Annotated in this window: 14 protein-coding genes and 1 pseudogene; all 15 read left to right on the top strand. The window is 55.5% G+C overall.

The annotated features are described in order from the left end of the window. Positions 1 to 9: 9 nt before the first annotated feature. The 15 genes and pseudogenes from RIN49_RS06920 to RIN49_RS06855 all read left to right on the top strand — a co-directional run bounded on the left by RIN49_RS06920 (position 10) and on the right by RIN49_RS06855 (position 23,086). A complete protein-coding gene (locus RIN49_RS06920) occupies positions 10 to 204 on the top strand; it encodes a twin-arginine translocase TatA/TatE family subunit (RefSeq protein WP_309119428.1) in 195 nt (64 codons plus the stop codon). Beyond that, positions 201 to 2,543 carry a hypothetical protein gene (locus tag RIN49_RS06915; RefSeq protein ID WP_309119427.1) on the top strand — a complete coding sequence of 781 codons (2,343 nt, stop codon included), beginning with the start codon at positions 201 to 203 and terminating at the stop codon, positions 2,541 to 2,543. The genes RIN49_RS06920 and RIN49_RS06915 overlap by 4 nt, the downstream gene beginning before the upstream one ends. Before the next feature lie 27 nt (positions 2,544 to 2,570). Then, on the top strand, positions 2,571 to 3,227 hold the full coding sequence (locus RIN49_RS06910) for an RraA family protein (RefSeq protein WP_309119426.1): 657 nt from the start codon (positions 2,571 to 2,573) through the stop codon (positions 3,225 to 3,227). Positions 3,228 to 3,247: 20 nt separating this feature from the next. Then, on the top strand, positions 3,248 to 4,015 hold the full coding sequence (locus RIN49_RS06905) for an SDR family NAD(P)-dependent oxidoreductase (protein WP_309119425.1): 768 nt from the start codon (positions 3,248 to 3,250) through the stop codon (positions 4,013 to 4,015). A gap of 31 nt (positions 4,016 to 4,046) precedes the next feature. Continuing rightward, the gene (locus tag RIN49_RS06900) at positions 4,047 to 4,886 is read left to right on the top strand and encodes an amidohydrolase family protein (protein ID WP_309119424.1); all 840 of its coding nucleotides are present in this window, start codon (positions 4,047 to 4,049) and stop codon (positions 4,884 to 4,886) included. Further along, on the top strand, positions 4,883 to 6,649 hold the full coding sequence (locus tag RIN49_RS06895; protein ID WP_309119423.1) for an IlvD/Edd family dehydratase: 1,767 nt from the start codon (positions 4,883 to 4,885) through the stop codon (positions 6,647 to 6,649). Before RIN49_RS06900 ends, RIN49_RS06895 begins: the two co-directional genes overlap by 4 nt. A 170-nt stretch (positions 6,650 to 6,819) precedes the next feature. After that, a complete protein-coding gene (locus tag RIN49_RS06890; protein WP_309119422.1) occupies positions 6,820 to 9,888 on the top strand; it encodes a copper amine oxidase N-terminal domain-containing protein in 3,069 nt (1,022 codons plus the stop codon). Positions 9,889 to 10,134: 246 nt separating this feature from the next. Continuing rightward, the gene (katG, locus tag RIN49_RS06885) at positions 10,135 to 12,318 is read left to right on the top strand and encodes a catalase/peroxidase HPI (protein WP_309119421.1); all 2,184 of its coding nucleotides are present in this window, start codon (positions 10,135 to 10,137) and stop codon (positions 12,316 to 12,318) included. Positions 12,319 to 12,469: 151 nt separating this feature from the next. Next, positions 12,470 to 13,627 (top strand): GntR family transcriptional regulator, encoded by a 1,158-nt coding sequence (locus RIN49_RS06880; protein WP_309119420.1) that lies wholly within the window; start codon positions 12,470 to 12,472, stop codon positions 13,625 to 13,627. Positions 13,628 to 14,084: 457 nt separating this feature from the next. Continuing rightward, a pseudogene (locus RIN49_RS28925) lies at positions 14,085 to 14,531 on the top strand (alpha-mannosidase); the annotation flags it as partial. A gap of 255 nt (positions 14,532 to 14,786) precedes the next feature. Further along, positions 14,787 to 17,126 carry an alpha-mannosidase gene (locus tag RIN49_RS06875; RefSeq protein ID WP_309119419.1) on the top strand — a complete coding sequence of 780 codons (2,340 nt, stop codon included), beginning with the start codon at positions 14,787 to 14,789 and terminating at the stop codon, positions 17,124 to 17,126. A 36-nt stretch (positions 17,127 to 17,162) separates the two neighbouring features. Continuing rightward, complete coding sequence (locus tag RIN49_RS06870) at positions 17,163 to 18,113, top strand: ABC transporter permease (RefSeq protein ID WP_309119418.1); 951 nt, start codon at positions 17,163 to 17,165, stop codon at positions 18,111 to 18,113. 32 nt (positions 18,114 to 18,145) lie between these two features. After that, positions 18,146 to 19,066, top strand: a complete 921-nt coding sequence (locus RIN49_RS06865) for a carbohydrate ABC transporter permease (RefSeq protein WP_309119417.1) — start codon at positions 18,146 to 18,148, stop codon at positions 19,064 to 19,066. A gap of 57 nt (positions 19,067 to 19,123) precedes the next feature. Next, positions 19,124 to 20,800 (top strand): extracellular solute-binding protein, encoded by a 1,677-nt coding sequence (locus RIN49_RS06860; protein ID WP_309119416.1) that lies wholly within the window; start codon positions 19,124 to 19,126, stop codon positions 20,798 to 20,800. A 102-nt stretch (positions 20,801 to 20,902) separates the two neighbouring features. Then, positions 20,903 to 23,086, top strand: coding sequence for a DUF4350 domain-containing protein (locus RIN49_RS06855; RefSeq protein WP_309119415.1), 2,184 nt, complete (start codon positions 20,903 to 20,905; stop codon positions 23,084 to 23,086). Positions 23,087 to 23,129 lie beyond the last annotated feature (43 nt).

Here is a 23,129-nt window from a genome sequence, read left to right as displayed (position 1 = left end):
GGAGAGCGCATGCCGAGTATCGGAGTGCCGGGACTCGTTCTCGTCGTCGCGATCGCGCTGCTGTTGTTCGGGCCGAAGAAGCTTCCCGAACTGGGGCGGGCGGTCGGGACGACGATCCGAGAGTTCAAGTCGGGGGCGAGGAAGCTTGTCGAAGACGCGGAGTCGCAGGAATCGAAATCGACGCGCAAGGAGGACATGGAATGAACGAGAAAAAGCGGGATGCGAAGCCGGAGTCGATCTTAAGCCGACGCGAGGCGCTTAAGGTGCTGGGAGCCGCAGGCGCGGTCGTCGTCGGCAGTATGTTGGGAGGCGGGGCGGTGCTGGCCGAGTCGACGCAGGGCGATGCGCCGAATCCGGAGGGGAATGCGGAACAGACGCCTCAAGGGACGGATCCGTTCCCGGCCGTCCATGGCGCGACGCCCCCGGCGAGGATGGAAGCCGTCCCGGACGTACAGACGCTGTTATCGCTGAATACGAGCCGCCTGTCTCCGAACGCCCTGACGTACGTCGCAGGGTATTATATGCCCGGGGACGGCGGAGGCAAGCTCGTCCGGTGGGTGCCGGACAGCATGAAGCCGGACGACGGCGGCACCGTGCACCGTCCTTCGGCGGACGCGCCGGGAGCCTGGGAGACGCTGCACGACGGCGTCGCGGACTTCCGCTGGTTCGGCCTCTTCGGACCGGCGACGAACGCGGACGACGCGCTCGACGCGATGGCGAACGATCCTTCGATCCGCCGCATCGAAGCGCATACCGACCTCAACTTCGTCCGCCGCCACGTGTTCCGCCGAAGCTTCCTCGAGGTCGACTTCGGCGGGCGCCGCGTGACGACGGACGGCATCGAGCTGAATGCGCTCGACAATCCGTTCGGCGCGGTGCTGTTTTTCCAAGGCACGCCCGCAGGGCCGACGACCGCCGTCACGCTGTCCGCGGCGATTCCCGAGGGGAGCGACATCCTCGAAGTGCCGAGCGCTTCGATGTTCGCCGTCGACGACTGGTGGATCGCCCAAATTTCGGCGCTTCCCGGCGGCCGGGCGCAGCGCGAGCTCGACTATCTGGTGAAGGTCACGGAGATCGTCGACGCTACGCATATTCGGGTCAACTACAAGTGCGGGTGGACGCTGGATGCCGGTCGGACGATTACTTATAAGAAAATGAACCCGGTCTTCCGGTGCCACGTCCGCAATATGAACTTCGTCGGCGTGCCGGTGCCGCCGACGCAGTCGACGAGCCAGCGTCCGTTCGAGACGTGGGACCAGATCGGCTCGAACCCGGTCGCTTACGAATTCGCGGTGGAGTGCGACGTCTCCGGCATCCGGGCGACGAAGGTGTTCTGGCCGGTCGTGCAGCGGCGGTATAACTCCCGCTACGTGACGGAGAGCTGCGAGTTGATCAATCCGGAGGAGCGCGATTGGGGCGGGACCGGGTATTTAACTCAACAGCTGAACGTGTTGTACGGCAACGTCCGCAATTGCAACACGAGCAACGCCCGTCACTTGAACGACTTCACGTGCGCCGCGTATTGCCTCGTCGAAAATTGCCACGGCGACGGAGACGACTACGGCCCGTTCGTCACGCACGGCCAGTTCGAGCACGACCTCGTCTACATCGGCAATTCCGGACTGCTGTCGTTCGCGAACAGCGGCACGCATTGGGGAGACAGCGCGAAGCGAATTACGGTCAAGAAGCATATCGCGACGCGCATCGTCGCGAACAAGAAGCTTACCGATCTGACGTTGGAAGATTGCTATGCGATCTCGAAGGCGTCGCTCGCCAACTCCGGCTCGATCTGGGCGAACGTCGACGGGCTTCAGATGCGAGGGTGCACGGCCGACAATATGATCACGCTGTCCCAGAGTTCTTCGCGCACGCGCCGACCGAACGTGATCGACGGCTGCTCCTTCGGCATGCTGAACGGGTACGAGATCGCAAGGCCGATCCGCAGCGCCAACGTCGGCCTCACGCCGGTCGAGGCGGACGTGACGTTCGCGAATTGCGAATTCCGCAACGTAGAGAACGTCAATATCGGAAGCATTCGCCGATTGACGCTGCATCATTGCTGGTTCCGGGGCGCCGCCCCGGCGGGCGGGATCGTTCGCGTCGGCAGCAAGGAGGTCGCGGTCATCGGCGGCGGACTCGAGAACTGCGGGTTCGTCTTCACCGGGGCGTGGGACCGGACGCTCGTCGGCGAAGACCGGCAGCGGCTGTCGCTGGACGGGGGCGCCGCGCTTCGCGGATCGAACGTCGAGAAGGCATTCGTTAAGTACGCTTCGTCCGGCGCGTTCGAGCTGCACTACGGAAGCTGCGAAAGCGCGGCGGGCGATGCGGCGACGTCGCACTTCCAGGTCGAAGGCGGCCGTCTGTCGCTGAGGGCGGTCGGCGCGCGCTTCGAGGGCGGTCGGTTCGCCGTCGCCGCAAGCGGCGTCGGGTCGGGCGGCTACTTCTTTATCAATGGCTGCATCGAGGAACGGGTAGACCGATCCGCGCTACCGCCGGAAGGGGCCGGCATCTCGCATAGTGCAGGCAATCTCATCGTTCATTGATGATTCGATATTATGGAGGACTGAGTCGTGGAAGAAAAACAACTGTTCGATCAGATGTGCGAGTCGCTGTACGCCGCGGTCATCTCGGATACGCTCGACGAGCTTGGCTACCGGGATCAGGCGATGCGGGAGAACTTGAATCCGATCGACCCGAATTGGGTCGTGGCGGGCCGGGCGAAGACGATCTTGTCCGTCGACGTGCATCACCTGCCGGCGGATCCGTACGCCAAGGAGATCGAAGCGGTCGACAGCGTGAAGCCGAACGAGGTCGTCATCGGCTGTACGAACGAGTCGAGGCAGAACGGTCTATGGGGCGAGCTGCTGTCGACGGCGTCGAAGATGCGCGGCGCGCGCGGGGCGGTCGTGGACGGGTTGATCCGCGACACGAAGAAAATTCTCGAACTCGACTTTCCCGTGTTCGCGACGGGCACGAAGCCGGTCGACTCGCAGGGCCGCGGTCTCGTCATCGACTATGACGTGCCGGTTCGCTGCGGCGGCGTGCTCGTGCACCCGGGCGACGTCGTCTTCGGCGATCGGGACGGGATCGTCGTCATTCCGGCCGGCATCGTCGACGAAGTCGTCCGCCGGGCGCTCGACAAGGTTCAACGGGAAAACCATACGAGAACGGAGCTGCTCGAGGGCCGCACGCTTCGTCAGGTGTACGACAAGTACGGAGTGCTCTAAGCCGACCGGAGGCGATTCCAATGAGACTGAGACTGCAAGGGAAGAGGGCGCTCGTCACCGGCGCGGCTCGCGGCATCGGCCTCGGCATCGCCGAGAAGTTTCTGTCGGAAGGCGCCAGCGTCGTGCTGCTCGACCGGAGCGAAGCCGAGCTGGAACGCGCCTGCGATTCGCTTGCCGACTACGGCGCGCGCGTCGCGGCGGAGGCGTGCGACCTGCGGAAGCTCGACCAGCTTGATGCTGCTGCGGGCCGCGCCTTCGACCGGTTCGGCGGGATCGATATCGTCGTCAATAACGCGGGCGTCGCGTTCCGGGAGCCGTTCCTCGACATCGCGCCGGAGAGGTGGGACGCGGTGTTCGACGTCAACGTCCGGGCCGCGTTCCGCCTCGGACAGCTCGCCGCGCGTCGGATGATCGCGCAGGGCGGGAGCGGCGCGATCGTGAACATGAGCTCGAAGAACGGGCTTGCGGGAAGCGGCGCGCTGGCGCACTACAATGCCTCTAAAGCCGCGGTGCTGCTGCTCACGGAATCGATGGCGGCGGAGCTGGCGCCGTACGGCATCCGCGTGAACGCGGTCGCCCCGGGCTTCGTCGATACGCCGCTCGACCGGGAGCTGCGGGAGCGTTCGAAGCTCCCTGCCTTCTCCGCGCATACGCCGATGAAACGGGCCGCGACCGTCGAGGAAGTGGCGAACGCGTTCCTGTTTCTCGCGTCCGGCGAAGCGTCCTATATTACGGGAACGACGCTGCGCGTGGACGGGGGCCACTTGGCGAACGGGAGCGAGCTGTAAGCGTAAGGAAAACACGCGTAGGAGGGGTCCGATGATTTTCGATTGTCATACGCATCTGTTCGGTCCGGGTATGGTGAGCGGGCCGACGGACGCCGCGATCAAGCGGGCGTGGGGGCCGGACATGCATATCGAAGCGACGCCGGACCAGCATCGGGCGAATCTCGAAGGGTTCGACGGCGCGATCGTGCTCGCGATGGCGGCCGGCGCGACGGGGCTCGTCGTGCCGAACGAATACGTAGCCGCGTATTGCGCCGAGGCGCCGAGCCGGTTGTTCGGCTTCGCGAGCGTCGATCCGAACGACCCGAACGCGGTCCCGGATTTCGAGACGGCCGTTCGCGAGCTGGGCTTGAAGGGCCTCAAGCTCGGGCCGATTTATCAGAACTTCTATCCGGACCGGCCGGAGCACTACCCGCTGTACGCCAAGGCGGAGGAGCTGAACGTGCCGATTCTCTGGCATCAGGGCACGTCGTTCGTGCCGGAAGGGTACTTGGACGCGTCCCGTCCGGCGATGCTCGACCCGATCGCCCGGGCGTTCCCGAGGCTGAAGATGATCGTGGCGCATATGGGCCACCCGTGGGTGGACGAATGCATCTCGCTGGTTCGCAAACACCCGAATTTGTATATGGATCTCTCGGCGCTGGCCAGCCGCCCGTGGCAGTATTACAACGCCTTGGTGTCCGCGATGGAGTACGGAGTGACCGACAAAATCTTGTTCGGCTCCGATTACCCGTTCTTCACGACGCAGCAGACGGTCGACGCGCTGCGGCGCGTCAACGACCTCGCGGAAGGCACCCGGCTGCCCCGCGTGCCGGAGCGCGCGCTGGAAGCGATTTTGCATCGAGATACGCCGGGCCTGCTCGGCCTGGCATGAACCGCACGAGAGGGGAGACGGTCGTGTCCGAGGAGCATCAGAAGTCTGGCCCCGGCGGCGGGCTGAGGAGCGAGAAGTATTTTCAAGAAAAGGAATTATGGGGCTTCATTCATCGATCGTTCACGAAGTCGATGGGGTACACGGACGAGGATTTGAAGAAGCCGGTCATCGGCATCTGCAATACGTTCAGCGAGCTGAACAAATGTCATTCGCACTTCAACGAGCTCGTCGAATACGTGAAACGCGGCGTCTGGCAGGCCGGCGGCGTGCCGATGGAATTTCCGACGATCTCGATCGGCGAGCCGTACGTGAAGCCGACGACGATGCTGCTGCGCAATCTGATGGCGATGGATACCGAGGAGATGATGAAGGCGCATCCGATCGACGGCGTCGTGCTGCTCGGCGGGTGCGACAAGACGGTGCCGGCGCAGCTGATGGCGGCCGCGAGCGCAAACCTTCCCTCGATCGTCCTGACGGGAGGACCGATGCTGAACGGGCGGCTGAACGGGCGCAGCCTCGGCGCGTGCACGGATTGTTACGGCTTCACGCTGGAGCATAAGGCGGGCAATCTGACCGACGAAGAGCTTGCCGTCGCCGAGGATGCGATCTGCCGCAGCGACGGGCATTGCATGGTCATGGGGACGGCGAGCACGATGGCGTCGATCGCCGAGGCGATCGGCATGGCGCTGCCCGGCTGCGCCGCGATTCCGGCGCCGGACAGCCGGCGGAAGCATCTGGCGGAGCGGACGGGGAAGAGAATCGTGGAGCTCGTCCGGCGCGATCTTCGCCCGCGCGAGATCATGACGGCGGACGCGATCGACAACGCGATTCGCGTCACGATGGCGAGCGGCGGCTCGACGAACGCGATCATTCATCTCGTCGCTATCGCCGGCCGCCTCGGCCTCAAGCTGCCGCTGCGGCGATTCGACGAGCTGAGCGCGGAGACGCCGCTGCTGCTCAATCTTCGACCGTCGGGGCAATACCAGATGGAGGAGTATTTCGAGGCGGGCGGCGTGCCGGCGCTGATGAAGGAGCTGGAGCCGCTGCTGAACGGGGATTGCTTGACGGTGACGGGGCGAACGATTCGGGAAAATATCGCTTCCGCGCGTACGCTGAACCGCGACGTCATCCGCAGCCTCGAGGCGCCGCTCGATCCGCAGGGCGGCATCGCCGTGCTGCAGGGCAATCTGGCGCCGGACGGCGCCTTGATCAAGCAGTCGGCCGTCTCCCCGGGGCTGAAGCGGCATCGCGGCCGCGCGGTCGTCTTCAATAGCCCCGCGGACTTGGCGGCGCGCATCGACGACCCGGCGCTCGACGTCGACGAGAACAGCGTGCTCGTGCTGAAGAACGCGGGTCCGAAGGGGGCGCCGGCGATGCCGGAAATCGGGCAAATTCCGATTCCGTCGAAGCTGTTGAAGCGCGGCGTGCGCGACATGGTGCGCCTCTCCGACGCGCGCATCAGCGGCACCTCGTACGGCGCGCTCGTCGTGCATGTCGCGCCGGAAGCGGCGATCGGCGGGCCGCTCGCGCTCGTGCAGGACGGTGACGAGATCGAGCTCGACGTCGCCGAGAGGCGCCTCGCGCTGCTCGTGCCGGCGGAGGAACTGGCGGAGCGTCGTCGGGCTTGGCAGCCCCCGCGTCCCCACTATGATCGGGGATACGGGTACCTGTTCCAGGAACGCGTCCTTCAGGCGAATTTGGGATGCGACTTTGACTTTTTGCTGCCGAAAGAGCGAAGGGAAGACCTCCTGCTTGGAAAATGACACGGCGGAACGTTTCGCCGTTCCGAAAGGCATCCCGTTATATTCTGACGGGGTGCTTTTTCTTTTTTCGAATATGGAGCCCAATTCTCGATTGTAGAGGAAACATTTCACCTCCTGGCACCGTCTAATTAGCAAAGTTTGGGGATGCATACGCCAAGGAGATGAGTCATTTGAGAAAAGCGATATCCGCGTTGGTCGCCATCATGACGATGTTCGCTGTGTTCCTTCCGCACCAGACGCAAGCCGCTTCCGTCATTCGGATTTATATTGACGGGACATTGCTTCAGACGGATCAGAACCCCGTAATCGTCAATGGACGTACCCTAGTGCCGTTACGAGGCATCTACGAAGCCTTGAACGCAAGCGTCATGTGGGATCAGAAGACGCAGACGGTGACCGCGTTCAAGCGCGGGACGACTGTCGCGTTGAAGATCGGCGACCGAACGGCGACCATCGATCAACAGACGACGCAGCTGGATACACCGGCCCAAATCGTTAACGGCCGCACGGTTGTGCCGGTGCGATTCGTCAGCGAAGCGCTCGGCGAAGAGGTGACGTGGGACCCGAAAGCGCAAATCGTAATCATCACCACCTCCCCAGAGGAGGTAGAGGCCGTCTTTAACGTCAGCGTCGCGTTAGAGAACTTATACACCGACGGGCGCGACATGAACGTCAAATTTACGCCGCCGTCGGATCAGACCGATGTCCGACATTATCGAATTTTCGTCGTGAAGGCGGAGCAAGCGTCGTCCTTCGATTTGACGAAGGCGAAGAAGGTGAGATCCTCCAACTATACGACCGTGTCGGTCAACAATGCGAATCGAAACACCGCTCTTTCGTCCCAGACGAAAGATGTGGACGGCGAGTTGATCCGGGCGAACCAGGCCTACCGCGTGTTCGTCATGACGGTTGGCAGCGAGTCCTATGCGCTATCCCATTCTTCCTCGCCTATCGTCATTACAGGAAGTCCGGCGGCGGGTGCCGTTACGCAGGTGACGATGAGCGACGTCAGCGACTATGGGGACGGACGGGATGTGTTGGTCAGCTTCGCGAAGGCCCAGGTCGACGCGAATATTTCCGGTTACCGCGTGATGCTCGTCAAGAGCAAAGACGCTTCGAAGTTCAACCTCGCGGCGGCGAACGCGGTGACCAGCGATTATTACATCGCGGTTTCGAAGGGCAATAGCAGCACACTGAGCGCCATGTTCGGTTCCGCCGCAAGAGACGTTTCCGGGGAATTGATAACAAACGGAGAAACCTATACCGCCTTCGTTCTGTCTGTAAGCCATAACGCCGTGGCTTCTCTGAACCGACTGTCGGCGCCTTCCAATGCCGTGACGCTCGCGGCCGTCGTTTCGGTTCCGGCGATTACGAGCGTGGCCGACGTCGGGAATAACGGCGACGGGCGGGATTTAAGGGTCAGCTTTAGGAAGGCGCCTGACGAATCCCGGGTTCGCGGCTATCGGGTGTTCGTCGTGCGTTCGGCGGATGCGGGCAACTTTACGCTGGCGGAGGCGGCGAAGGTGTCCTCCGGAAGATATCACGAAGTTTCCAAAACCGGGAGCGATATGAGCCTGACGCTGCCTTCCGGCATGAGAGACGTCAAGGGGAATGCCGTGACGAACGGAGTATCGTACCGGGTATTCGTCATGGGCGTCGCGAACAGCTCGTTATATTCGAATGCGTTGTCCGCGCCGTCATCCAGCATTACGCTGTCGAACGCGAATACGGTCGAGGCTGTGACTTCGATCAGCGTCGGCGACGCAGGCGACGCCAATAACGGTCAGGATTTGCGCGTCTCGTTCCGGAAAGCGGCCGGAGAAAACAATATTAATCACTACCGTATTTTCGTAGTGAAGGACGCCAATGCCAATAGCTTCCACTTAGCAACGGCCAACGCGATTACGGACCCGGCATTCTATACGATCGCGTATAAGACCGGAGGAGATCTCAGCTTGCAGCTGCCGACCGGCGCTCGGGACGTGAACGGCGCTTTGATCCAGAACGGCGTGAAATACCGCGTGTTCGTCATGTCGGTCGGGGATGGCATCTATTGGGGGACCAATGCGTTGTCCTCGGCTTCCGCAGCGATCACCCTGACGAACAACAGCGTGTCCCCGGCGACGAATGTGACGGTGAACGATGTGAACGATACCGGCACCGGTCAGGACCTGAAAGTGACGTTCGCCAAAGCCGCGGACGAGGGCCGCGTGCAGTATTATCGCATTTTCGTCGTAAGGTCGGGGAATGCCGGCAGCTTTACGCTTTCGACGGCGAATGCGATCGCTCACCCTGAATATTACACTACCGTGTACAAAACCGGCGGGGATCTCAGTCAGGTGCTGTCTTCCCAAGCGCGCGACGTGAACGGGGCGTATATCCAGAACGGGGTGAGCTACCGTGTCTTCGTCCTGTCGGTCGGAGGCGGCAGTTACAACGGAACCAATGCGCTGTCCGCCGCTTCGCCCGAAATTACGCTTTCTAACCAAAGGGCCGTTGCCGCGGTAAAAAACGTAAAGGCCGTCGTAAAAGGAACGAACGGAGACCCGAGCGACATCGAAGTAAGCTTCAATATGTCGGAAACGGAATACGCCGTGAACGATTACCGAGCGATCGTGGTGCCGGCAGGAGCAGCCGATACGTACACGTTGGCGGACGCAAACCGGGCCGTGACGAACGGGAATTACGTATGGATCCAAAAGCTGGGGAGAGATATTAGCCAACGATTGACCGCGACGCTGAAGGATTCCGAAGGCCAAACGATTCGAAGCGGAGACCGATACAGGGTATTCGTGCTGGCGACGGCGAACGGCAATGCGTCCCCTGCGCTATCCAGTCCGTCGGACGATATCGTCTCCATCGGTCAACGGACGATCCCTGCGCCTGAAGTGCAGAACGTCGCGGCGGAACAAGGCGTCGGCCCGATGAATGTAATCGTAAGCTTTACCAATTCGAATGAAGCCGGGATCGCCCATTACGCCATTCTGCTCGTACGAGATTCGGACGGCGGCTTGACCGAGAGCACGGCGAACGGTTACTATTCGGCCGGCAATTACACGAGGGTGGACCGTACCGCGAGATCGGCCGTATTGACCGGCGCGACCGTAGACGTAAACGGGGCGCCGCTGGCCTACAATACGCCGTATAAGGTGTACGTATTGTCCATCGCCGACGGAGCGGCCGCGACCGTGAATAAGTTGGCTGCCTCCGCGGCAAGCGTGACGTTACGAGAAAATTGAAAAACGACGAGGCTGCCGGCACGATGACGGCGGCCTCGCTTCATTTTCGGAAATAATCTGCACTGCCCATTCATACGTTAGGTATAGGAGAAAAACGGGACATGACGGGGGTCTGCGGATCGTTAGGAACAGTGAAAAAAATTTAAAAAAAAGAGATATAGTTGATTTTTGTTCTACATAGCTTTATAACTTAGATTAGAGTTATTATTATCTACTATTTAATTTAATTTGTGAGGGGATGTTCAAATGGACTCTATGGCCGCAACTACCGGAAAGTGCCCGTTCTTGCATGGCAGCGCTACCAGTCACAACCCAAGCGCAACGTCGAATAAACACTGGTGGCCCAACCAGTTGAACTTGAATATCCTGCACCAGCATGACAGAAAATCGAACCCGATGGGCGACGACTTCGACTATGCGGAGCAATTCAAAAAGCTAGACTATCAGGCCCTGAAACAAGATCTGTACGATCTCATGACGAACAGTCAAGAGTGGTGGCCTGCCGACTACGGACATTATGGTCCGTTCTTTATTCGCATGGCATGGCACTCCGCGGGTACATATCGTACAGGCGACGGACGGGGAGGCGCCGGCACCGGTACGCAGCGTTTCGCTCCGCTGAACAGCTGGCCGGACAACGGCAACCTGGATAAGGCTCGCCGACTGTTATGGCCGATCAAGCAAAAGTACGGCAACAAGATTTCTTGGGCCGACCTGTTCATTCTGGCGGGGAACGCCGCAATCGAATCCATGGGCGGCAAGACGATCGGCTTCGGCGGCGGACGCGCGGACGTTTGGCATCCCGAAGAAGACATCTACTGGGGCGCGGAAAAGGAATGGCTCGGGGATCAACGGTACACCGGCGATCGCGAGCTCGAGAATCCGTTGGCCGCTGTCCAGATGGGCCTGATTTACGTAAATCCGGAAGGTCCGAACGGCAATCCGGATCCGCTGGCCAGCGCCCGCGACATTCGCGAAACGTTCAAGCGGATGGGCATGAACGACGAAGAAACCGTGGCGCTCGTAGCCGGCGGCCATACGTTCGGCAAGGCGCACGGCGCAGGAGACGCCGCGCTCGTCGGACCGGAACCGGAAGGCGCTCCCGTCGAAGCGATGGGCTTAGGATGGTTGAGCGCGCACGGCTCCGGCAAAGGCCGAGACGCCATCACCAGCGGGATCGAAGGGGCTTGGACCCCGAACCCGACGCAATGGGATAACGGCTTCTTCGATCTCTTGTTCGGCTATGAATGGCAGCTTACCAAGAGTCCGGCCGGCGCGCACCAGTGGGCTGCGGTCAATCCGGCCGAGGAGCATCTCGCGCCAGACGCCGAAGACGCTTCCGTCCGCGTGCCGACGATCATGACGACCGCGGATATGGCATTGCGCGCGGATCCGGAATACGAGAAGATCGCTCGCCGTTACCATGCGAATCCCGAGGAGTTCGCCGATGCTTTCGCTCGCGCCTGGTTCAAGCTTACGCACCGAGACATGGGGCCGCGCGCTAGATATCTGGGCCCTGAAGTTCCGGAAGAAGTGTTCATCTGGCAAGATCCTATCCCGGCTGCCGGCGATGAACTGACCGATGCCGATATCGCCGAGCTGAAAACAAAGATTTTGGACTCGGGCCTTACCGTCGGCGAGCTCGTTACGACCGCGTGGGCTTCCGCCAGCACCTTCCGGGGCTCCGACATGCGCGGCGGCGCGAACGGCGCCCGCATCCGTCTTGCTCCGCAGAACAATTGGGAAGTGAATCAACCGGCGCAGCTTGCCAAAGTACTTAACATTCTGGAAGCCATTCAACAGGATTTCGGCAAGAACGTCAGCATGGCCGACTTGATCGTACTCGGCGGTACGGCCGCAGTAGAAAAAGCTGCGCGGGACGCCGGCTTCGATGTGACCGTTCCCTTCGCCGGCGGGCGCGGCGATGCAACGCAAGAGCAAACGGATATCGAAAGCTTCGCCGTGTTGGAGCCTGCCGCCGACGGGTTCCGCAACTACCGGAAGAAGCAGTATAGCGTAAGTCCGGCGGAGCTTCTCGTAGACAAGGCGCAGCTGCTGAACCTGACCGCGCCGGAGATGACGGTGCTTGTCGGCGGCATGCGCGTGCTCGGTACGAATTACGGCGGCACGCAGCACGGCGTATTTACGGATCGGGTGGGCGCGCTCACGAACGACTTCTTCGTGAACGTGCTTGACATGGGAGTCCAGTGGAAGCCGGCCGACGGAGGCGTATATGAAGGGCGCGATCGCAAAACGGGCGAAGTCGTGCGTACGGCGACTACCGTCGACCTCGTGTTCGGTTCGAACTCCGTCTTGCGCGCCATCGCCGAAGTGTATGCTCAAGACGACAACAAAGAGAAGTTCGTACGAGATTTCGTGGCTGCCTGGGTCAAAGTCATGAACGCGGATCGGTTCGACCTGAAAGCGTAAGGTGTAAAGCAAAGAGCAGTATTGTTGTTCAATACTGCTCTTTGCTTTTTTACGTTATATTGAACATATTTATTTTTTTGATAAATCTGATTATTATAAAATTGCATGTTATAATACTACAAATCAAACTGCATGAAATGTGGTGACTCGGATGAATTCAACGGAAAGAACGCCTTTGTATCAGATGGTCCAAGAGTACATACGCGATTTGATTACGTCGCAACAATTGAAGGTCGGAGACCGTATTCCTACGGAGAAGGAATTGATGGAGCGGTTTGGAGTCAGCAAGATCACTGTCGTTAATGCTCTATCCGGTTTGGTGAACGAAAGAATTATCAATAGGGTGCCCGGGAAAGGGACTTTCGTAAGCGATCCTGAATATGAGATCCCGACGACTGTTAAAAGCGCTGTCAAGCGTGCCGATACAGCCAGAAGAGAAATGCGGACACGGTTGATAGGCCTCATATTACCCAGCATTTACGACTATTTTACCATCCGACTTGTGCAAGGTATTCAGCAAGCGTTAAACGAGAACGGGTACCGATGCGTGATCTATTTCTCCGAAGGCGACATCGATAAAGAGAAAGAAGCTATCAAAACATGCAGGAACATCGGAGTGGAAGGATTATTGATTTTCCCGGTTGACGAGGAATTGTTTAACGAGGAAATTTTAAGCATGAAATTCGCTGGATTTCCGTTCGTGCTCATCGACCGCTACCTTCCGGGGGTGGAAACTCATTATATAGCTTCAGACGGCAGGTTCGGGGTCGATCTAGCTGTAAATTACCTGTGGGAGCTGGGGCATCGCGAGATCGCCATATGCTCCGATTCGCCCATACAAACCGTTACCGTTCAAGAGCGGATCGATGGTTATATGAATGCCCTAAAGGAAAAAGGATCGCTGATTAACCCTGCCCACATCGTAACCGGTTTTGAATTAGGGAATCTAGACCAGGTTGAAACGCATCCGCTGTACCGCTACATCCATAATCGAATGGCAACGGCTTACATCACACTGAATGGAAGTCTTGGAGTGAAAATCCTCCAGATTGCGCGTCAGGCCGGATTGAAGGTGCCTCAGGACATCTCCATTATCAGTTTTGACGATCCGACTTCGATTATCGAGGGATACAGCACCTTCACTCATGTGAAACAGTTTGAACGGGACATGGGCTACCGTGCGGCCTATACGCTGCATGAGGTCATTAACGGTGTTGACGGTGAACATGGAAAATACATTAAAACGCTAGTGGAGCCGGAATTGGTCATTGGCGAGACGACGGGAAAAAGGGTTTCCTCCGCTTCATGATTTGAACACCCTAATGAATGAGTCCGGCAAGCTTTTATATTCAAACCAGACGTTGGGGCGAAGGCGAGTTGGACTCTTCTGCCAGGTAAACGACAACTTCCTTGATGCAAACCTCCAAATAAGTCCCCGAAATCCTATAGAAATCCACCACAAGCTCTTCAAATCTTTCATATCATTAATAACTTTATATTGAATATGATGTATTATTAACAAAACATAAGTACGTCCAAAATAAAGAAACAAGACTCCTCCATAAGTCAATGGCAGATCTTCTCCATGTACCCCTCCAAAAAAATGCCCATTAGAACCTTGTTTTTCGACCATAAGGGTACATTTTCCCTATATGAGGCAATTATAGAAAATTTCTACCGACATATTGAATATATTTATTAAAAGGAATATATTATAACCAAGGAATTGAAATCGCTTGCATGAGGAAGGGGGAGTCGTTCGCAATATGCCCTACGAAAAAGTAAGACCGGAATCGTTGAAATCAATGTTAAGGCGTCTGGAGAAGTCCATATATGTTCCGCTTTCGGAGTTACACGTTACCGTCTGGGTGACGCCCGAGCCGGTTCCATACGGTGAGAGGCGTTCAGGGCAAAGATCGGAACTTCGTGCTGGAGATCGATGGGGGAACCTATGGGACTGCGGGTGGTTTCATTTCACAGGCCAAGTGCCCAAGGAAGCGACAGGCACGAAAGTCGTGTTGCTCATCGATGTAAACGGCGAATTGTGCATCGTGGATCATGAAGGCAACCCGAAACAGGGGCTGACGAATATTAATTCGGAGTTTGACACCTCCCTCGGACTTCCGGGGAAACGCGTCGTACATATTTGCGAGTCGTCGACGGGGGAGGAAACGATCGACCTATGGGCCGATGCCGGCTGCAACGATCTATTCGGACAGTTCCGGAGCGGAACGTTGAAGGAAGCGGTAATCGCGATTTGCCGGGAGCAAGTTAGACAGTTGTATTATGACGCGGAGGTGCTGATTGAAACCGCCGAGCAGCTGCCATCGGGTTCGGCCCGGAAGGAGAAGATGTACCGCGCGTTATCCGATGTTTCCCTGCTATTAACGGAGCTGACCGATGAACGAGTAGCGGAAGCGCGCCGCATTCTCGGCAAGGAACTAGCGATGCGCGGAGGCGATCCGGCGTTGACGATCAGCGCCATCGGGCATGCGCACATCGACCTTGCATGGCTGTGGCCGATTCGAGAGACGATTCGCAAAGGAGCGAGATCGTTTTCGACGGCGTTGAGAATGATGGAACGTTATCCGGATTATGTGTTCGGCGCGAGCCAACCTCAATTGTACGATTGGATGAAAGCGTATTATCCGAAACTGTACTCGGAGATCAAAGAGAGAATCAAGGAAGGAAGATGGGAACCTCAAGGCGCGATGTGGGTCGAGTCGGATACGAATGTGCCAGGGGGGGAATCGCTTGTTAGGCAAGTTTTATACGGTAAACGGTATTTTCAACAAGAATTCGGGCACGAAATCAATACATTATGGATGCCTGACGTGTTCGGATACTCCGCCAGCTTACCTCAAATCTTAAAGAAATCCGGCGTTACCTACATGATGACCCAGAAGCTTTCTTGGAACATGTACAACCGGCACCCTCATCATACCTTCTTTTGGGAAGGGATCGACGGCTCTAGAGTTCTCACTCATATGCCGCCAGAAGATACCTACAACAGCCCTGCAGCACCTCGATCCATTATGAAAGCGGAGAAGGAATATTTGGATAAGAACGTTTCCGATCGTTGCCTCATGCTGTTCGGCATCGGCGACGGAGGCGGCGGTCCCGGGGAGGAGCATCTTGAGAGACTTAGCCGAGTGAAAAATCTACTTGGATTAGCTCCCGTAGTACAAGAACCTTCGGAACGTTTCTTTGAAAAACTTGCCGAAGACGGCGCACGATATCAATCTTGGCGCGGGGAGCTATATTTGGAAAAACATCAAGGAACCTTAACGAGTCAAGCGCGAAACAAACGTTTCAATCGGAAGATGGAAAAAGCGTTGCGCGAGCTTGAATTCGCCTCCGTGCTCGCATGGATGACAAATGGATATCCATATCCATCCGAGGAATTGGAGAGGATTTGGAAGGAAGTGCTGCTCTACCAATTTCACGACATCCTTCCGGGATCCTCGATTAAACGGGTTTATGACGAGTCATTAGAACGATATGCGATGATGCTCGACCAAGTCGAGCGGATGATCGCAACGAGCTATAAATCCATAGCGAGTTCCATGTGCTTACCCGATCAGAAAGAAAAAAGCATCGTAATGTTCAATTCGCTGCCATGGGAGCGGGAAGAATGGCTGAAGCTGGACGATGAATGGCTGCGGCTGCGCGTCCCGTCGATGGGCTTCGTCTCGGGGGATTCCGGTATCGTTTCTATCGCGAACAAGGATGCGACCTTATCGGAGATGAGGGTATCGCTTACCGAGCGAGCGGCGGAGAACGACCTTCTTAAAGTGACGTTCGGCACGGACGGCGGCATCGTTTCCATCTGGGACAAGGAATCCGAAAGGGAAGTCATCCTTCCGGGGGAAACGGCCAATGCCCTTCGCCTATATCACGATGAAGGGGATGCTTGGGATTTCCCGTCTACCTACCGGCAATCCGGCGGAACGCCGCTAATGATCGAAGGATTTGAACCTTTCATTGACGGTCCGACCACCGGATTCTTGATCCGTTACAGATTCGGTCAATCCAGTCTGTCGCAGAAAGTCGTTCTTACCGCCGGGAGCAGAAGAATCGATTTCGTAACGGAAGTAGATTGGAAGGAATCGAGTAGAATGCTCCGGACATCGTTCCCGGTGAACGTTCGTTCGGATCACGTCAACTGCGAAATCCAATTCGGGTATATGAAGCGGCCGACTCACCGCAATACGATGTGGGATTATGCGAAAGACGAAATTTGCGCCCACCATTGGATCGATCTATCGGAGCCGGACTACGGGGTCGCTCTGCTTAACGATTGCAAATACGGGCACCGCGCAGAGGACAACGTTCTCGACTTGAACCTGCTGCGAAGTCCGAGTTACCCGGATCCCGAGGCGGATCGCGCGAAACATGGTTTCATTTACTCGCTCTTCCCGCATCAAGGGGACCATGTTCAAGCGGAAGTGTATAAGCGCGGTTACGAATTAAATGTTCCGCTTCGTACCGTCGAAACACCGAATCACATCGGCGAAGGCACTGTCGCTAAGCCGGCTGGAACGGATTCGTTCCTGAAGCTTGACCATCCGAACGTCATGGTCGAAACCGTGAAACGGGCGGAAGACGGCGAGGATATCATCATTAGATTGTATGAAACGGCGGGTACCCGGATCCAAACCACTCTGCACACAGCCTTTCGGATGTCCGAAGCATGGCTTGCCGATATGCTGGAAAGGCGTATCCAACCATTGGATATCAAAGGACAAACATTGAACCTTACCTTCGCCCCTTTCGAAATTATGTCCCTTAGATTGACCGCACCATAAAATCGATCCATCGAAGATGTAGGAGGTGTTCAGTGAATGATACCAAGAGGGTTTACAGTCCCTGGATTTGAGCAAGTAAAAAAGAACAAAAAATTGTCCAAGATATGGTATTTCAGGCATATTTACTTGTTTTTGCTTCCTGCCATCGTGTGGTTTCTAGTTTTTGCTTACTATCCGATGTACGGCATTTTGATAGCGTTCAAAGATTTCAAATATAACCTGGGAATATTGGGGAGCCCGTGGGCAGGTTTTAAATTTTTCGAACAGTTTTTACACGACTCCAGTTTCTATGATGTACTCCGGAATACGCTGTCCATTAGCGCCCTTAAACTTATTTTCGGGTTCCCGGCTCCGCTGATCTTGGCATTAATGCTGAATGCAGTCATGCACGAAAAAGTCAAAAAGGTGTTTCAAACGATTTCCTATCTGCCGCACTTCGTTTCATGGGTCGTTGTCGTTACCTTACTTCAAAAAATCCTATCTCCGAACGTAGGGCTTATTAACGACATTCGGTACCAAATGGGTTTGGATCCTATCTTTTTTATGGGAAAGCCGGAATTATTTTATCCGCTTGTAGTCATTTCCGACATCTGGAAAGGCGTAGGCTGGGGATCGATCATTTACTTAGCCGCTTTGACGAACATCGATCCGCACTTGTATGAAGCCGCGGAAATCGACGGGGCAGGCCGATGGAGCAAACTATTTAAGATCACGCTTCCGTGCCTTACGCCGACGATCGGCATATTGCTTATCTTTTCCCTCAGCGGAATACTGAACGCGGGGTTTGACCAAATCTGGCTGATGCAGTCCCCGGCCACATTAAGCGTATCGGAGATCTTGGACACTTATGTACTAAAAACAGGTCTCCAACAGGGGCAATTAGCCTATTCCACGGCAATCGGTTTGTTCAAGTCCGCGATCTCGCTGCTTCTCATCGTTGCTGTAAATCATATATCCAGACGCGTGAGCGACGTATCGCTTTGGTAATAAGCCGGCGATGGACATAAGGAGGTGTGTGCATGGGTGCGAGAAGGCTGACGTTAGCAGATCGAATGTATATGTCGCTTAACTATTCGGTGCTGCTTTTATTCTGCGTCACGGCAGTATATCCGTTCATCTATTTCCTAGCCCTCTCTTTTAATGACGGTTACGATGCGATGAAGGGCGGAATCTATTTTTTTCCTAGAGTGTTTACATTAGAAAACTATGCTAAGGCTTTTAACAACCCTTTGATCTTAAATTCGTTTTATATTTCCATTACTCGAACCCTTGTGGTAACGGTTGCTTCCGTATTTTTGACGGCTTTATTGGCCTACGCGCTTTCGCGGAAAGGGTTGCCCGGGAGAAAGTACATTGTATTCTTCTTTTTCTTTACGACTTTGTTCAGCGGAGGACTGATTCCAACCTTTATCCTGTTCCGGCAATTACACATCCTAAATACGTTTTGGGTGCTGGTCTTGCCGTCGCTTTATAACTTTTTCAATGCGATTATCATGAAAACCTTCTTCGACGGGATTCCTGAAGGTTTATCCGAATCGGCCCGAATCGACGGAGCAAGCGAGTTGTCGGTATTTTATAGAATTATTTTGCCCCTGTCGATGCCGGTGCTTGCTACCATCGCTTTGTTTGTCGGAGTAGGAGTCTGGAATGACTGGTTTACCGGGCAGTTTTTCATACAGAATGAAAATCTGCAGCCTGCAGCCACATTCCTTAACAAGATGATCAGCGAAGCGTCGTTCCAGTCGATGACGTCGTCGTCGGGAAATAGCGGATCCGCGATTCAAAACATGACCGAGTCTCAGATGGAACTGCGAGGAGTAACGCCGGAAGCCTTGAGGATGACTTTCGTCATTATTATTACGACCCCGATTATCTGCGTGTATCCATTTCTTCAGAAATATTTCGTAAAGGGCGTATTGGTAGGTTCGCTTAAGGAGTAGTTGGTATAGAAGGCTATGCCTTTTATATAAAAATGAGCTTTGAAGGGAGATTAGAAAATGAGCAGGAACAAGTACAAAAGGTTTATTTGCACGACGCTTGCCATACCGCTGCTGACCTTAGCCGCCTGTAACGGGTCGGGAGGGAGCGAGACCGGCAACACGGAGCCAACCGATACGGGGTCCGATCAACCTAAGCAGGTCACGTTGACTTTCCTCAGTGCTTGGAACGGCGGCGGAGCCGGTTTCCCGCAGGACCAGGTAAATAATCCCGTAGCTCAAAAAATTAGAGAGAAAACCGGCGTAACGTTAAAACTGGAATCCATCACAACCAGCGAAGTCGAAAAACTGAACACCATATTTGCTTCCGGCACGGTTCCGGATATCGTGAACGCACCCTTCTGGTCTACTACTGGAGGGGAGGGTCAAGTCATCAAGAAGGCGGCTATGGAAGGACAGCTTCTGGATTTAACTCCATATCTCGATAAATACCCGAATATTAAGAGGCTCGTGACTACCGGGATCGCGAAGGATTTCGCCGAGTTCGATCTCAATAGTCCCGAATTCGAGGGCAAAAGTTATCTCATTCCTACGGAGACCCCGGACGGAACCCCTGAAAGCATTCATAATTGGAATTACGGCCTCTTTGCCAGGGGAGATATCCTGAAAGCTTTAAATGTAAAAGCGGAGGATATCGATACGCAAGAAGAACTGTATGACCTGTTGGTAAAAATTAGAGACGGCGGTTTTAAGGATATTGGCGGGAAGCCGGTCATACCGGCCGGAACCATGTGGAATGGTTGGGATTACGGCCAGTTCCTTGCCGGGTGGACGGATTACACGATTTCGGACTTCCGCGAGGTAGACGGAAAGCTGATCCATTGGACGCAATCCAAGGACCATGAAGCCAGGTTGTTATATATGAGGAAATTGTTATCGGAAGGTTTGTTCGATCTTGAAGCCTTCAGCAATACGAGTACGACAGCGAACGAAAAGCTTACTACGGGCAAGCTTGCCGTATTCGGCGCCCAACCGATGTTAGCCGATTTACAAAAGACGCTTTATAAGACGAATCCGGAAATGCAATATGAATTGTTGGGTCCGATGAAGAATAAGAGCGGAGAAATCCGAACGCAAGTGGAAAAACCCGGACGCTCCGGTTTCCCTGTTCTTTTCTTAAGCGCTTCCATTAAAGATCCCGATGCGGCATTGCGATACATTGATTACGTCAACAGCGAAGAAGGCCGATTGCTTGCGCACTTCGGGATCGAAGGAACGCACTACAATTTGGAAAACGGGATACCCCAATGGATTCCTGACGTGAAAACGCAATTCGATGATAACCCGGATTTGAAAAGAGATGCAGGGCTCAATTTCCTTCCAGGCAGATTTATTGGCGCATTCTCCCCCGATGTCGCTTGGCCTAAAACCGAGGATCAGAAAACAGAGTGGGAAAAACTGGAGGAAAGCTTCTCGGAAAGAATGCCTATCAAGATCATTGACAAAATAAGCGCCAGCTACCTAGCAAGAGAGTGGCCTAAATATCAGGAGTTTAGAGATAAAACTAGCAGCTTGAATTTCGACGAGGAATTTAAGAAAGCATTTTTTGCGGCGTCCGACGAAGAGGCTTTAAATATGCTTCATAATGTTCAAGAGAAATTTAGAGCTGCCGGCGTGGAAGAAATGTCGGAGTTCGTGGCTCAAAAAGCTGCGGAAAGAGATGATGTAGGGTTCTAATGAAGGAAGGGTATCCATGGTGGGATGGTGTCGCTGCCATCCCATACCGTATTTACTTTCCAGGATTTCATCGGTAATTCCTATCTGGGAGATGACGAAGTCATGAATCGAGCGCGTACGGAAGAACGGACCGGCTTTCAAATCGGTGCTCCCTACGGACCGACTTACGATCTGCAAACCGATTTCGTTATGGTATACGGCGTCGGTCCGGATATGCCGGATCGGATTCGCCAATGGGCCGATCGCGGGTACGTAGTACACTTGATGACAGGAGTTTCTTGGGGCTCCTATCAGGATTACTTGAACGGTAGGGTGGACGGACGCGAGCATTGGGATGAAGCGCAGATGAACCGGTATGGGGAAACCATTATTCACGGCACTTCGAAAGACATCCCCTATATGGTTCCGACGATCGCCTTTACGGAATTTTTAACGAACCGGATCAAACAGGCGGTCGATGCCGGCGTCGAAGCCATTCATCTGGAAGAACCGGAATTCTGGGTGGAAGGAGGGTACTCGCAAGCTTTCCGTCGGGAATGGCTGTTGTATTACAACGAGCCCTGGATCGCCCCGCATGAGTCCGTCGACGCGCAGTTTCGTTCCGCAAAGTTGAAAGCATATCTCTATACTCGCTGTTTGGATCGGCTCTGTTCAGCCTTGAAGGAATACGCCATGATCACCTATAACCGCCATCTCCGGTTCTATGTACCGACGCATAGTCTAATCAATTATACGCAGTGGCGGATTGTAAGTCCTGAGTCATGGCTGCTCGATCTTCCGACCATAGACGGTTATATTGCGCAAATTTGGACGGGAACGTCGCGGACGCCGAATGTTTACGAAGGAAAGCGGAAGGAACGCACGTTCGAAACGGCTTTCCTCGAATACGGCGTGATGCAGGAGTTAGTCCGCGGTACGAATCGACGGATGTGGTTTTTGCACGACCCGATCGAGGATGATCCGAAGCACACCTGGAGGGACTATCGCGAAAATTATTTGAAGACTGTAGTCGCTTCGCTGCTGCACCCGCAAATCTCTCATTACGAAGTAGCTCCTTGGCCCAGCCGCATATTCGAAGGGAAGTATCCCAAGGAGGACGGAGACGGCCGAGAAGGAATTCCGGATCACTACGCCACATTGCTTTTGAACGTGATGCACACGCTCGGGGACATGCAGCAAGAAAAGATCCAATTCCATGGCGAAGACTGCATGATCGGAGTGCTGCTTTCGGACACTGCGATGTATCAGCGGAATGTTCCCGGTACAAGCGAATCGGAAACTTCATTTAAATATGACGGAACGGTCGTCGAATCCGCTCAAGGCTCCGAATTCAGGGATCTGTTAGATTGGTCTCCGTTTTATGGACTTACGCTGCCCTTGCTCAAACATGGAATGACGGTGCGTCCCGTGCAGTTGGAGAATATCCGGCGATTTCCCGCCTATCTGGACGATTACCGCGTGTTGGTTCTTAGTTACGAGTTCATGAAGCCGGAATCTCCGGATATCCATAATGCCATTGCGGATTGGGTGCGCAACGGCGGCATTCTGATTTACGTCGGAGACGGCCGCGATCCGTTCCACAGCGTGCGGGCATGGTGGAATCAAGGGAAAAGGGTATACGCCACACCCGCCGAGCATTTATTCGGTTGCCTCGGTTTGAACGCGGACGCGGCCGAGGGGATCTATCCGATCGGACAGGGGATCGCCGGACATTTACGACTGGATCCGTCCCTATGCGCGAAGACGATGGAGGGGGCGGACCGCCTTCGTCGAATGGTTGCCGATGCGATCGCCGCACTTGGGGACCACAGCTTGCAATGGAGCCCGAAAAATTATTTCCTGCTTCATCGCGGACCTTATGTCATCGCTGCGGTCCTGGACGAATCCGTCGGCGCCGAACCGCTTGTATTGAATGGAATGTATGTGAATCTGTTTGACCCGAAACTAAGCGTTACGGAGCAAATTGAGATTTCCCCTGGCGAAAATGCATTGCTATACGATCTGAATTCCGTACCCGTTGCGGAAGAGCCTTCCGTTATCGGCGCATCATCAAGGATCGAACAGATTCCTTCGAATCAAGCGGGATTCAGCTTTATCGCCAAAGGTCCGCAGCGCGTTCAAGCGGTTGCCTGCATCCGGAGCAAAACGAAACCTGCGTCCGTGCGATTGGAACAATCCGGCGCAGAGACGGAAATTACATTCGCATGGCACGAGCAAAGTCGCACCCTTCATCTGCAGTATCCTAATCATCCCGACGGAGTCAGGATTACGTTATTGTTTTCATAAACAGTAGGCCGGTCTTCTTTCAAACACGCAAGGGGGGGACAAC

The sequence above is a fragment of the Paenibacillus sp. genome, from assembly GCF_031177825.1.
Classification (GTDB): Bacteria; Bacillota; Bacilli; order Paenibacillales; family YIM-B00363; genus Paenibacillus_AE.
The sequence above is the reverse complement of the archived record's forward strand: the minus strand, read 5'-3'. Positions and strand labels throughout refer to the sequence as shown.